Here is a 12,363-nt window from a genome sequence, read left to right as displayed (position 1 = left end):
GCCCCCGTCGCCCCTCAGCGAATCAGTTCAAGGAGGCGGTCAAGGCCGCCTTCCTGAATGGACACCATGGCCTGCTCGCGCACCTTGGGTTTGGCGTGGTAGGCCACGCTGAGTCCGGCTGCGCCCATCATCGGCAGGTCATTGGCGCCGTCGCCCACGGCGATTGCCGCCGAAGTGGGGCATCCCAGGCGGGCGCACAGCGAGATCAGGTGCTGCCTCTTGGCCTCGCCATCAACGATGTCACCGACGACCTCGCCGGTCAGCAGGCCGCCCTCGATGGCCAGCACGTTGGCGTGCGCTTCGTGCATGCCCAGGCGTGTTTTCACGCGCTCGGCAAAAAAGGTGAAACCACCCGAGACCAGCATGGTTTGCAGGCCGGCTTCTTTGGCGGCCTGCATCAGGGTCTGGGCGCCTGGGTTCAGCCGCAGTCGCTCGTCGTAGACCTGCGCCAGGCTTTCGGCCGGCACGCCTTTGAGCAGGGCCACGCGCCTTCGCAGGCTGTCCTTGAAGTCGGTGATCTCTCCGCGCATGGCCGCTTCGGTGATGGCAGCCACCTCGGCCTTCTTGCCAACGGCATCGGCGATCTCATCGATGCACTCGATGTTGATCAGCGTGGAGTCCATGTCGAAGGCGATGGCCTTGAACGAGGACCAGTTCAGCGGGGGCGTGATGCCCTGGATGGCCAGGCCAGGTGAGTGAAAGTAAGCGGACATGAAAAGAGAAATCGGTGCGCGAGGGCTGTGATTATCACAGCGCCACGGGCACCGATCGGCAGGGAGCGAGGACGATCAGGCTTGTTGGCGGCGGCGGCGTGCGGCCACGGCGCCCACAACGGCCAGACCCAGGCCGGCCATGGCGACGCTGCTGGGTTCAGGCACGTCGGTCACGTTGAACGCCACTTCGCCGACGCTGCAGCCCACCCAGGTGCTGCTGGCCGGGCATTGGCTGGCTTCAAGCTTGATGTAGCGCGTGGCAATGGCGTCCCAGTTGAACACGTCGGCACCGTAGTCCTGGCCGGAAGCGTTGTCAGTGGGGGACAGGCTGCTGCCGAGGGTGGTCCAGGTGATGCCGTCAACCGAGCCCAGGATGTTGAGCTTGCCGATGCCATTGCCGTCTTCGTTCCACAGTGCCAGGCCTTGGGTGAAGCGCACTTCGCCCAGGTCGTAAGAAACGCTGGCGGTGGCGGTGCCGAAGTTGGAGAACCACTCGTAGTAGTAGGTGGTGCCGGCGTCTTCAACGCTGAAGTCCCACACATGCAGCGGGTTGCTGGCGATGTAGGTGTCAAAATCGGTCACGCCGCTCACGTAGTCGGTGATCAGTCCATATTGGTCGAATGTGCTGGAGATGGCGCCAATGCCGGGGGCACCGGCGACAATCTGGGCAGATTGGGCGCCGACGACCACGCCGGCTTGGGCCGACGAAAGGGCGGCTGCGGACAGGGCGGCTGCGATGGCAAGCTTTTTGATCATGGTTTGCTCCGGTTTTGGGGAACCTCTCCCCTGGGGCGTTTTCAGTTACTCGGAACGTTACTGTGAATACCTCACACTTGACAACCCCTTGTTCCCGGGCCTGTGGCCTGAGTTCAACCCTTTGCCAGGGGTTTTGCCATGTCCCGTGAGCCGATCAGACCACCTGGTGCGGTGGTGCAGCATTTCATCGACCTGATGGATCGCTTCGCTGTGGTGCGCGCGCGCGCGATGTTCGGCGGGCATGGCTTTTATCGCGATGGCGTCATGTTTGCGCTTCTGGCAAACGGGGTGCTTTATCTCAAGGTGGACGATGAAACTCGCGCGATTTTCACAAAATGCAATCTGCAGCCTTTTTCATTTGCCGCCAAGGGGCGCACGGTGCACCTCAGTTATCACGAGGCGCCGCCTCAAGCATTGGAGGACCCGACTGAGATGGCCCAATGGTGCGCATTGGCCTGGCAGGCGGCGCTCAGGGCCCGGTGTCAGCCCCGAAACAAGCGGGGCGGCAAGTCGCCGGCGAAGTCGATCGACGCCGAGGCCATGCCTGGGGTGGCCCAGGCGGGTCGCACGGACAAGCGCGGCGGCGCCCCGGCATCAGCTGTGCCACTCGACAAGCTGCCCAACCTGGGGCCGCGCAGCGTGGCCGCGTTGGCGGCCGCCGGCATCACCAGCCTGGATGGTTTGCGGCAGCTTGGTGCGGTGAGGGCGTACGTGCGCACACGCGAGTTCAGTCCGGGCGTGAGCCTGAACCTGTTGTGGGCCCTGGAGGGGGCGCTGACCGGCCGGCCCTGGCAGGAGGTGGCCGTGGCCGACCGCGCCAGTTTGCTCATGGCGCTGGAGGATGCACAGCGCCAGGGATGAGTTGCGTGCTCAGGTTTTGAGCGGCTGCCCGAGTTGCTTGAGCAGATCGCGCACGTACTGGGCGCGGTCTTTCGGGTCTTTCAACTCCTTCTCGATGCGCAGCTTGTCGTTGCCGGCCAGCTTGATGTGGCGGTTCTTCTGCACCAGCTCGATGATGCGCATCGGGTCGATCGGCGGGTTGGGGCGGAAGGTCACGTTGATGATGCCGGGGGCGGCGTCGATCTTGATGACGCCATAGGGCTTGGCCTGCACTCGCAGCTTGTGGGTGTCGAACAGGGCCTGCGCCTGGGGTGGCAGTTTGCCGAATCGGTCGACCAGCTCTTCCAGCATGCCTTCGATCTTGTCGGCGGAGTCGGCGGTCGCCAGGCGCTTGTACAGGCTCAGGCGCACGTGCACGTCGCCGCAGTAGGCGTCGGGCAGCAGGGCGGGCGCGTGCAGGTTGATGTCGGTGTTGCTGCCGAACAGGCCCGAGGGCGAGAGCAGGTCGGGTTCTTTGCCGGATTTGAGGGCGCGCACGGCTTCGGCCAGCATCTCGTTGTAGAGCTGGAAGCCCACCTCCATCATGTTGCCGCTCTGGTTGTCGCCCAGCACCTCGCCGGCGCCGCGGATCTCCAGGTCGTGCATGGCCAGGTAGAAGCCCGAGCCCAGCTCTTCCATGTTCTGGATGGCGTCCAGGCGTTGGGCGGCCTGCTTGGTCAGCCCTTCGACGTCGGGCACCAGCAGGTAGGCATAGGCCTGGTGGTGCGAGCGGCCCACGCGACCGCGCAGCTGGTGCAGCTGGGCCAGACCGAACTTGTCTGCGCGGGTCATCACGATGGTGTTGGCACTCGGCACATCGATGCCGGTCTCGATGATGGTCGAGCACAGCAGCACGTTGTGGCGCTGGGCCACGAAGTCGCGCATGACGCGCTCGAGCTCGCGCTCGGGCATCTGGCCGTGGGCGATGGCGATGCGGGCTTCGGGGATCAGCTCGGCGAGCTTGTCGCGCCGGTTCTCGATGGTCTCGACCTCGTTGTGCAGGAAGTAGACCTGGCCGCCACGCTTGAGTTCGCGCAGCACGGCTTCGCGGATGACGCTGCTGTTTTCACTGCGCACGAAGGTCTTGATGGCCAGACGGCGTTGCGGGGCGGTGGCGATCACGGACAGGTCACGCAGGCCCTCCATGGCCATGCCCAGGGTGCGAGGGATGGGCGTGGCGGTGAGGGTGAGCACGTCGATGTCGGCGCGCATGGCCTTGATGGCCTCTTTGTGGCGCACGCCGAAACGGTGCTCCTCGTCGATGATGAGCAGCCCCAGGCGCTTGAACTTGACCGATTCGCTCAGCAGCTTGTGCGTGCCCACGACAATGTCGATGGTGCCGTCTTCGATGCCCTGCATCGCCTGCTTGATTTCCTTGGCCGAGCGGAAGCGCGACATCTCGGCCACCTTCACGGGCCACTGTGCGAAGCGGTCGGAGATGTTCTGGTAGTGCTGCTCTGCCAGCAGCGTGGTGGGCGCCAGCAGGGCGACTTGCTTGCCGCTGGTGACGGCCACGAACATGGCGCGCAGCGCGACTTCCGTCTTGCCGAAGCCCACGTCGCCGCAGACCAGGCGGTCCATCGGGCGCGGGCTGATCATGTCCTGGATGACGGCGTGGATGGCTGCGCGCTGGTCGGGCGTTTCTTCGAAGCCGAAGCTGGTGGCGAAGGCCTCGTAGTCCTGGGCGCTGAAGCGGAAGGCGTGGCCTTCGCGGGCGGCGCGGCGGGCGTAGAGGTTGAGCAGCTCGGCGGCGGTGTCGCGCACCTGTTCGGCGGCCTTGCGCTTGGCCTTGTCCCACTGGGGTGAGCCGAGCTTGTGCAGCGGAGCCTCGTCGGCGCTGACGCCGGTGTAGCGGCTGATCAGGTGCAGTTGCGACACGGGCACGTAGAGCACGGCCTTGTCGGCGTACTCCAGGTGCAGGAACTCGGAGGGGCCGTCGCCCAGGTCGAGGTTGATGAGGCCCTGGTAGCGGCCGATGCCGTGGTTGCTGTGCACCACCGGGTCGCCCACGTTCAACTCGGACAGGTCCTTGATGAGCGAGTCGACGTCGGTGGTCTGTTCGTTTTTCTTGCGGCGACGGCGCGTGGCCGGGCTGGCGTCGAAGAGCTCGGTCTCGGTGATGAGGTGCAGGCTCTGTGCGGTGGTGGCGGCCTGCCAGATGAAGCCTGCGGCAAGGGGGGCGGCGGTGATGGCGTGGCGGTGGTCGCTGACCGAGAAGGCGTGCAGGTTGTCGACGCTGGGGAGCTCCAGCTTGTGGTCGCGCAGCAGCTCCATCAGGCTTTCGCGGCGGCCGGCGCTTTCGGCCACCACCAGCACGCGGGCTTCGGTCTGGCTCAGGTGTTGCTCCAGCTTGCGCAGCGGGTCCTGGCCGCCGCGCTCGACGCTCAGGTTGGGCAATGGACGAGCCCATTCGGTGGGCTCGGTGCCGCGGATGGCCAGCACCGCGTGGGCGTTGGCCAGCGTGAAGAACTCGTCTGACTTGAGGAAGATCTCTTCGGGCGGCAGCAGGGGGCGCTCGGGGTCGTGTTGCAGGAAGCGGTGGCGCTCGCGGGTTTCGGTCCAAAAGCGGCGCAGGGCTTCGTCGATGTCACCGTGCAGGACGATTGCGGCACCACCCTGAGTCGGGTCCCCCAGGTGTTCAAAGAAGGTCGAGGTCTCGTTGAAAAACAGGGGCAGGTAGTACTCGATGCCGCCCGTGGCCACACCCGTGCCGATGTCTTTGTAAATGCGCGACTTGCTCGGATCGCCTTCGATGCGTTCGCGCCAACGGTCGCGGAACGCCGCGCGCGAGGCTTCGTCCATCGGGAACTCGCGGCCTGGCAGCAGGCGAACCTCCGGCACGGGGTAGAGGCTGCGTTGGGTGTCTGGATCGAAGGTGCGGATGGAGTCGATCTCGTCGCCGAACAGGTCGACCCGGTAAGGCACCAGCGAGCCCATGGGGTAGAGGTCGATCAGGCCGCCACGCACGGCGTATTCGCCGGGCGAGACCACCTGGCTGACGTGGTTGTAGCCGGCCAGGGTGAGTTGCGACTTGAGCGCGGCTTCGTTGAGTTTTTGCTTTTGCTTGAAGTGGAAGGTGTAGGCGGCCAGGAAGGAGGGCGGCGCCAGGCGCGTGAGGGCCGTGGTGGCGGGCAGCATGACCAGGTCGACGCCCTTGTCGCCTTCTCCTGCCACGCCGTTTTGCATGCGCCAGAGCGTGGCCAGGCGCTCCGAGATCAGGTCCTGGTGAGGCGAGAAGGTGTCGTAGGGCAGCGTTTCCCAGTCGGGAAAGATGGCGCAGCGCAGCTCGGGCGCAAAGAAGGCGACCTCGTCGAGCAGGCGCTGGGCATCTGCCGGGTCGGCCGTGAGCAGGGCGGTGAGCTGGCCTTGTGCCTTGCGTGCCAGGGCAAAGTGGGCCAGCAAAGCCGCGTCGCCCGAGCCGATGGGCCGAGGCACGGAGAAGCGTTTGCCGGGGGCGATGGCGGGCGAGGGCAGGGCGGGCAGCATGAGCAGGTGAAAAAGCAAAAGGCCCGGGCACAGGTGTGGCCGGGCGTCAACGATCAACGCATTGGCTTTGATTTTAGGTGCGAGACAATCCGGCCATGCCCGAGACATCCCTGTTCACCCTGACGTCACCTGAATTTCAGCCGCGTTGTTTTGCGTTGGTGCCTTGTGCCGGGGTCGGCGAGCGGGCGGGTGTGGGTGGGCCCAAGCAGTACCACCCTGTCGCAGGGCGCTCGGTGGTGTCGCACACCTTGAGGGCGCTGCAAGCGGTGCCAAGGCTGTCCGCGACGCTGGTGGTGCTGTCGCCCGAGGACACGCAATTCGAGCGCCACGCCCCTGATTTCGCAGGCGAAGGGGCCTGGGTGGCGCGGGTCGGCGGCGCAAGCCGGGCCGAGAGCGTGCTCAACGGGCTGAGCGAGTTGCGAGCCCGGGGCGCCGAGCCCCACGATTGGGTGCTGGTGCATGACGCGGCGCGGTGCCTCTTGCGGCCCGAATGGGTCGATCGCCTGCTGGACGCTTGTGTCGATGACGAGGTGGGCGGCTTGCTGGCGCTCCCATTGGCGGACACGCTCAAGGCATCGGAGCCTGGGGCGGACGGTGAACCCCGCTCCTGCCAGACGGTGGACCGCACCGCCAAGTGGGGAGCCCAGACGCCTCAGGTGTTTCGCCTGGGCTTGCTTCAGCCGGCCTTGTTGGGGGCATTGTCTGACCCCGCCACGGCGGCGGCGGTCACCGACGAGGCCAGTGCCATCGAGATGCTGGGGCACGCGCCCCGCCTGGTGACGGGCGATTTCGAGAACTTCAAGGTCACTTGGCCGGGCGACTTCGCTTTGGCCGAGCGCCTGTTGGCGACGCGGGCTTGAGCGCCGAAAGCTTGGGCTCGCTGGACTTGGCCTTGGCTGCTTTCGGTTCTGTCGATGAGGCTGTCTGGCGCGAGGCTGCTGCCTTGATGGCTGCCATCGCGATCGGTTTGGCCCATTCCGGCGTCTGACCCATGTCGGTGGCGCTTGCTGGCACGCGCACCCGACCTTGCTGCCAATGCACCACCAATTTGGGTTGGGGTGCTTGGCCCTGGTGCGGATCGGCGTCGTGGCTGTTGTCGTAGACGCGCAGCTCAGCCAGGTGGGGCATCAGCTGGATCAATTGCAAACGGCTTTGGTCAAAGCGGCGGCGGATGTCGGCCTCAGGGATGTCATGGCCGCCTTTGCGCACCCGGGCTTTGACGCGAGCCAGGTGCTGCTCCGGGCTGGCCAGCCCGACGTACCAGATCCGCACCTCGATGCCAGCCAGAGCAGCCTGTTTGAGCAGGCGCGCGAAGCTTTGCCCACCCAGGGTGGTTTCAAAGTTGTGATCCAGCCGCTGGGCGATGGCATGTTGGAGCAGGCGCTTGCCCTCATGCCAGGCGGCGCTGTTGGCTTGGGTGGCGCTCAGGTGCGGCTGAGCCGCCCGGATGCGGGCAGCGGCCTCATCCGGGTTGAAATACTGGGCGCCATGGGCGCGGATGGTGGCCCCGCCGATGCTGCTTTTGCCGGCACCGTTGGTGCCAGCCAGCACGAAAATGCGGGGGGCGTGGGCAGTCTGGTCCACGGGCAGTCTCTCTGTTTTTCAGGTTGAAACGAAAAGGCGCACCTGGGGGTGCGCCTGAAGCGTGCGGCGCATCGAGGCGCCTGGTGGTGCGTCTGGCCGACCTCTTTGGTCGATTTCAGTGGGCTGGCGTCACCGCCGCCAGGGCTGCTGCGCCCAGCTCTTCGGGGGAGGCGTCGAAAGCCGCCAGCATGCCCTGGCGCGATGCAGGCGTTTGCATTTGTTGAAGCAAGGCGTCGAACTCATGGCTCAGGCTGCCCAGAGCCTGGTCGCGCGCGTCAAGCAAAGCCTGGTAGGCGTCCAGAGACAGCACCACAGCTGTGGTGCGGTCTCGTTTGGTGATGGCCACCATGCCTTGGCTGGAGGCAGCGTCCAGGACGCGCCCGAAACTGTTCTTGGCTTCGGTGGCAGAAAACTCGGGAACAGCCACCTCTTCGCCTCGGTGGTTGCGCAAGGTCAGTGCAGTCATGGGGACGCCCTTCGCGATCAAATTTGATCGATGGAGCCATTTTAGCCATTTCGGCTGATTTGTCCAGTTCTTCTGGCCAAAATGGCCAATCCGCCGATGGCGAGCAGCAGCATGCTGGAGGGCTCGGGCACGCTGGACACCCAAGTGGCCTGCTGCCCAGAGCTGGCCATGGTGGCGTCGATCCAGCTGCGGTAGCTGGCGACCTGCACGAAGGCCGAGCCCTCTGTTGCACCCGTGTCGCCGTCCTGGAGCACCGCAGACGCCACGCCGAACAGCAGCGCTCCAGCGCTGTCGGTCGGTGTCCCGGCGAACAAGGCGCCGCCGCTGTCGCCCCCCTGCAAATGGGCGTTGCCGTTGGTCAGCAGCCAGTTCACCGAGGCCGCGCCAGCGGCGTCCGCCTGGTAGGTGGCGGCCACGTCGTACGCGGTCGTGGTGGCGAAGCCGTTGGGTGCCTGGTTCTGCGCCGACACCATGGTCAGCGTGCCCAGCGACGCGACCTGCGACGAGGTGATCACCTCGTCATTGAGAAAGGGGGTGGCGATGCTCAATGATGAAGAAAGCTGAACCAGCGCGATGTCGTCGTTCGGGAAGTCGGCGCTGCTGAACGTGAAGGTGGCGCTCACCAGAGACGAGCCGGCCTGCGACACGAAGCTGCTCGAGCCGACTGTCAGTGAGCTGGCCACGTGCGCTGCCGTCAGGACCCAGTTGCTCGCGATGAGCACGCCAGAGGCGCCTCCAAGCTCGCCAATGGCATCAAAGCCGTTGGTCGCCGTGCCATTGACGATGGCGTGAGCCGCCGGTGCGAAGCTAAAGGCGGATCCCACAGCAAGGGATGCAACGATTGAGCGAAGAAAACACGAGCGGTTTTGCATGGTGAGGCGAGGCTGGGTGTTGGGCTTGGAGCGACCAATGCTGCTGGGTGGCACTGCGCCGGTGCCGTGGTGCAGTCCAAGGCGTGAACTCCCTCAAGGATGCGTCACCACAGGGCCATTCGGCCATTGGGGCATTCCTCGTGGGGGGTGATCTGGTGCCTCCATCGGGGGCGCCAAGGAAAAACCCGGCGGGTGCCGGGTTGTCAGGTTCGTGTGGCGCTTTGGCTTCACCAGGATGTTTCGTGTTCCGGGGTCGCCTTGATTCGATGGATCGACAGGTCGGCGCCTTCGAATTCTTCTTCTTGCGACAGGCGCAGGCCCATGGCCTTGTTGAGCACCCCGTAAACCAGCCCGCCAGAGATCAGTGCAAAGGCCACCACGCCCAGCGTGCCGACGGTCTGGGTCAGCAGGCTCACGCCACCAGCGCCACCGAGCTCGGTCTGCCCGAAGATGCCTGCCGCGATCCCGCCCCAGGCTCCGCACAAGCCGTGCAGCGGCCAGACGCCCAACACGTCATCGATCTTCCACTTGTTCTGCACCAGGGTGAACATCAGCACGAAGATCGCGCCCGCGATGCCGCCCACCACCAGCGCACCCGCCGGATGCATGATGTCCGAGCCGGCGCACACCGCCACCAGGCCGGCCAGGGGGCCGTTGTAGGCAAAGCCCGGGTCGTTGCGGCCCATGAGCACGGCCACCAGCGTGCCGCCCACCAGGGCCATCAACGAGTTCACCGCGACCAGGCCCGAGATCTTGTCGATGGTCTGGGCGCTCATCACGTTGAAGCCGAACCAGCCCACGGCCAGGATCCACGAACCCAGCGCCAGGAAGGGGATGCTCGAGGGCGGGTGGGCCGAGATTTCACCGTTCTTGCGATAGCGGTTGCGGCGCGCGCCCAGGATGAGCACGGCCGGCAACGCCAGCCAGCCACCGAAGGCGTGAACCACCACCGAGCCAGCGAAGTCGTGCATCGGGGTGCCCGAGAGAGACTGCAGCCAGTCGCCCACACCGAACTTGTTGTTCCAGATGGCGCCTTCGCACAGCGGGTAGAACAAGCCCACGATGGCAGCCGTGGCAATCAACTGCGGGCCGAACTTGGCGCGCTCGGCGATGCCACCTGAAATGATGGCCGGGATGGCCGCTGCGAACGTCAGCAGGAAGAAAAACTTGACCAGGGCGTAGCCGTTGTTCTGCGCCAGGGTGCCTGCGCCAGCGTAGAAGTCGACCCCGTAGGCGATGGTGTAGCCCACGAAAAAGTAGGCCAGCGTCGAGACGCAGAAATCGACCAGGATCTTGACCAGGGCATTGACCTGGTTTTTGTGCCGCACCGTGCCCAATTCGAGGAAGGCGAAGCCGGCATGCATGGCGAGCACCATGACGGCGCCCAAAAGGATGAACAGCGCGTCAGCGCCTTGTTTGAGTTGATCCATAGTCAGGTTCCACAGCGGAGTAGGCCGCACCGATCTGAGTCGTTTTTGGGCCGGGCACATCGGAAGCACCAAAAGCAAGCAAAACACGTGCCTGTTTTTGGGGCGATCAGGCCGTTCTTGGGCGGGAAAAATGATTTGCATTGGTGCATCAGCGTGATTGCTTGATCGTTTGCACCGATGTTGTGCGTCAGGTGGCGATGCACGGTGTGCTGCGCAGGGCAAGCTCGCCATGGGCTTTTCTCGCATCGAGGGGGCCTCGGGTGCTCGGATCGCCGGACAATGGCGGCTGTCAACCGACATCAGTCCAACCAGCGCGGACCGCTCGCGGTCCCTTTTGAAGCACCGTTCACATGAGCGCACCAGCCATCCGCATCGGAGAAGGGTGGGACACCCACGCCCTCGTCGTCGGCCGTCCTTTGATCCTGGGGGGAGTTGCCATCCCTCACACCCACGGCTTGCTCGGGCATTCCGACGCCGACGCGTTGCTGCACGCGATCACGGATTCACTGCTGGGGGCAGCCGGCCTGGGCGACATCGGCCGGCACTTCCCTGACACGGACGAAAGCTTCAAAGGCGCCGATTCGGTCGTGCTGCTGATGGAGGCCCATCGTCGGGTGATCGATGCGGGCTGGGGCGTGGTCAACCTGGACACCACCATCGTGGCCCAGGCCCCGAAAATGGCACCCCACATCGGCGCCATGCGCCAGCGAATCGCCCAGGCACTGGGCTTGGACGAGTCGCAGGTCAACGTCAAGGCCAAGACGGCCGAGAAGATGGGGCCAGTGGGTGAGGGACGGGCGATCGAGACTCGGGCGGTCTGCCTGCTCTACCGACTCTGAGCCCGCTCAAGGAGCGCGTTTGAGCCGAATGTGCGCCACCAGGCCGCCGCCCGGCGCATTCGCCAGCTCGAACGAGCCGCCCATGCGCTGCAAGGCCTTGTCCACGATGGCCAGGCCCAGGCCGGCGCCGGTGGCGGCGGTGCGGGCCGCGTCCCCGCGGAAGAAGGGCGTGGTCAGCTGCGGCAGCTTCTCGGGTGCCACACCAGGCCCGTGGTCGCGCACCGACAGGATCACCCAGGCGCCGGAACGCGTGTAGCTGACGTCCACGTTGGTCACACCCGTGTAGGTGTTGCGGCCGTAGCGGCGGGCGTTCTCGAACAGATTGGTCAGCACCCGGCCGAGTTCGGTTTCGTCCGCCATGACCCGGGTGTCGATGGGCAATTTGGCCGTGATGCGGATGCGCTTGGTGTCGCGGAACTGGCTGATGGCCTTGTCCACCACGCTCGAGACATGCACCGCCACCAGTTCGACCTCGCCGGGGCGGGCGTAGTCCATGAACTTGTCGATGATGGCGTCGAGCTGGTCGATGTCAGCGGCCATGTTGCGCTTGGCCTCTTCGTCGACCACGCTCATTTCTGCTTCCAGGCGCATGCGGGCCAGCGGCGTGCGCAGGTCGTGCGAGATGCCGGCCAGCATCACGGCGCGGTCTTCTTCCACTTTGGCCAGCTCGCGCGCCATGCGGTTGAAGCCCTGGTTCACCTCGCGGATCTCGCGCGTGATCATGGATTCATCCAGCACCGAGTCGTACTCGCCTTCGCGGATGCGGCTGGCGGCGAACGACAGCTCCTTGAGCGGCTGGTTGATGAGTCGCGCGATGATGGCCGAGCCCAACACGGTCGCCACCAGCGCGATGCCCACCCAGATGAACCAGGTGCCAGCCGCCAGCGGCTCGACCCGGGTCGGATCTGCCTGCAGCCAGTAGTTGTCTCGCTCGATCTGGAAGCCCACCCACAGCCCTGGCACGCCGTTGACACTGCTGGCCACGACGGTGGTTGGCCCCAGGCGCGAGCGCAGTTGCTCGCCGATGGCCCGAGTGAAGCGGCTGATCTCGAAGGCCTCGAACCGATCAGAGGGCTCCCGAGGCTTGAGTCGGATGGACTCCTGGTCCGACAGCGTCTTGATCAGCGTGAGCCGGTTGATGCTGTCGGAGTAGCGCAGCGCCGCCCGCGACAAGTTGACCAGGCTGGCGATCTGCTGGGCGGCCTGGACCGCGCGCGGCTCGAACTCGAGCGCACGGAAGGTCTGGACCCAGGCGAAGATGCCTGCCGTCAGCAGCAGGCCGAGCAGGATGAAGGTGCGCCAGAAGAGGCTGAGGGCGAACCGCTTTCTTGGCATCGA

General features: G+C 65.4%; 11 protein-coding genes. 3 read left to right on the top strand and 8 right to left on the bottom strand.

The genetic code is table 11. The features are described from left to right. Positions 1-14 precede the first annotated feature (14 nt). Both serB and ABG80_RS18915 read right to left on the bottom strand, forming a co-directional pair. Positions 15-713, bottom strand: a complete 699-nt coding sequence (gene serB / locus ABG80_RS18920) for a phosphoserine phosphatase SerB (protein WP_058089112.1) — start codon at positions 711-713, stop codon at positions 15-17. 75 nt (positions 714-788) lie between these two features. Continuing rightward, entirely contained in the window at positions 789-1,469 is a 681-nt protein-coding gene (locus ABG80_RS18915) for a PEP-CTERM sorting domain-containing protein (protein ID WP_058089111.1), read from the bottom strand. Positions 1,470-1,607: 138 nt separating this feature from the next. On the opposite strand from ABG80_RS18915, the gene ABG80_RS23300 reads away from it, so the two are divergent. After that, positions 1,608-2,330: a TfoX/Sxy family DNA transformation protein gene (locus tag ABG80_RS23300; RefSeq protein WP_200964347.1), complete on the top strand. Its 723-nt coding sequence runs from the start codon at positions 1,608-1,610 to the stop codon at positions 2,328-2,330. A 9-nt stretch (positions 2,331-2,339) separates the two neighbouring features. On the opposite strand, the gene mfd is transcribed toward ABG80_RS23300, so the two are convergent. Continuing rightward, the gene (gene mfd, locus ABG80_RS18905) at positions 2,340-5,834 is read right to left on the bottom strand and encodes a transcription-repair coupling factor (protein ID WP_058089205.1); all 3,495 of its coding nucleotides are present in this window, start codon (positions 5,832-5,834) and stop codon (positions 2,340-2,342) included. Positions 5,835-5,929: 95 nt separating this feature from the next. Here mfd and ispD point away from each other — a divergent pair, with 95 nt between their 5' ends. After that, positions 5,930-6,694 carry a 2-C-methyl-D-erythritol 4-phosphate cytidylyltransferase gene (gene ispD, locus ABG80_RS18900; RefSeq protein WP_058089110.1) on the top strand — a complete coding sequence of 255 codons (765 nt, stop codon included), beginning with the start codon at positions 5,930-5,932 and terminating at the stop codon, positions 6,692-6,694. Here ispD and ABG80_RS18895 read toward each other — a convergent pair. The 4 genes from ABG80_RS18895 to ABG80_RS18880 all read right to left on the bottom strand — a co-directional run bounded on the left by ABG80_RS18895 (position 6,639) and on the right by ABG80_RS18880 (position 10,186). Next, positions 6,639-7,418 (bottom strand): zeta toxin family protein, encoded by a 780-nt coding sequence (locus ABG80_RS18895; RefSeq protein WP_083506280.1) that lies wholly within the window; start codon positions 7,416-7,418, stop codon positions 6,639-6,641. The two genes, ispD and ABG80_RS18895, sit on opposite strands and share 56 nt — an antisense overlap. A 115-nt stretch (positions 7,419-7,533) precedes the next feature. After that, on the bottom strand, positions 7,534-7,884 hold the full coding sequence (locus ABG80_RS18890; protein WP_058089109.1) for a type II toxin-antitoxin system Phd/YefM family antitoxin: 351 nt from the start codon (positions 7,882-7,884) through the stop codon (positions 7,534-7,536). 41 nt (positions 7,885-7,925) lie between these two features. Next, the gene (locus tag ABG80_RS18885; RefSeq protein WP_058089108.1) at positions 7,926-8,708 is read right to left on the bottom strand and encodes a trypsin-like serine protease; all 783 of its coding nucleotides are present in this window, start codon (positions 8,706-8,708) and stop codon (positions 7,926-7,928) included. A gap of 275 nt (positions 8,709-8,983) precedes the next feature. Beyond that, entirely contained in the window at positions 8,984-10,186 is a 1,203-nt protein-coding gene (locus tag ABG80_RS18880) for an ammonium transporter (protein WP_058089107.1), read from the bottom strand. 350 nt (positions 10,187-10,536) lie between these two features. On the opposite strand from ABG80_RS18880, the gene ispF reads away from it, so the two are divergent. Continuing rightward, complete coding sequence (ispF, locus tag ABG80_RS18875; RefSeq protein ID WP_058089106.1) at positions 10,537-11,025, top strand: 2-C-methyl-D-erythritol 2,4-cyclodiphosphate synthase; 489 nt, start codon at positions 10,537-10,539, stop codon at positions 11,023-11,025. A gap of 6 nt (positions 11,026-11,031) precedes the next feature. Here ispF and ABG80_RS18870 read toward each other — a convergent pair whose 3' ends face one another. Beyond that, positions 11,032-12,360, bottom strand: coding sequence for a sensor histidine kinase (locus tag ABG80_RS18870; protein ID WP_058089105.1), 1,329 nt, complete (start codon positions 12,358-12,360; stop codon positions 11,032-11,034). Between the last annotated feature and the right edge of the window lie 3 nt (positions 12,361-12,363).

Source organism: Aquabacterium parvum (assembly GCF_001447195.1).
GTDB classification, from domain to species: Bacteria; Pseudomonadota; Gammaproteobacteria; order Burkholderiales; family Burkholderiaceae_C; genus Aquabacterium; species Aquabacterium parvum.
The sequence above is the reverse complement of the archived record's forward strand: the minus strand, read 5'-3'. Positions and strand labels throughout refer to the sequence as shown.

What these genes read in the sequence shown, in the direction of transcription:
- ABG80_RS18890 (WP_058089109.1), bottom strand. Translation starts at nt 7,884, where the DNA reads ATGACTGCACTGACCTTGCGCAACCACCGAGGCGAAGAGGTGGCTGTT.
- ispF (WP_058089106.1), top strand. Translation starts at nt 10,537, where the DNA reads ATGAGCGCACCAGCCATCCGCATCGGAGAAGGGTGGGACACCCACGCC.
- ABG80_RS18880 (WP_058089107.1), bottom strand. Translation starts at nt 10,186, where the DNA reads ATGGATCAACTCAAACAAGGCGCTGACGCGCTGTTCATCCTTTTGGGC.
- ispD (WP_058089110.1), top strand. Translation starts at nt 5,930, where the DNA reads ATGCCCGAGACATCCCTGTTCACCCTGACGTCACCTGAATTTCAGCCG.
- ABG80_RS18870 (WP_058089105.1), bottom strand. Translation starts at nt 12,360, where the DNA reads ATGCCAAGAAAGCGGTTCGCCCTCAGCCTCTTCTGGCGCACCTTCATC.
- ABG80_RS23300 (WP_200964347.1), top strand. Translation starts at nt 1,608, where the DNA reads ATGTCCCGTGAGCCGATCAGACCACCTGGTGCGGTGGTGCAGCATTTC.
- serB (WP_058089112.1), bottom strand. Translation starts at nt 713, where the DNA reads ATGTCCGCTTACTTTCACTCACCTGGCCTGGCCATCCAGGGCATCACG.
- ABG80_RS18915 (WP_058089111.1), bottom strand. Translation starts at nt 1,469, where the DNA reads ATGATCAAAAAGCTTGCCATCGCAGCCGCCCTGTCCGCAGCCGCCCTT.
- mfd (WP_058089205.1), bottom strand. Translation starts at nt 5,834, where the DNA reads ATGCTGCCCGCCCTGCCCTCGCCCGCCATCGCCCCCGGCAAACGCTTC.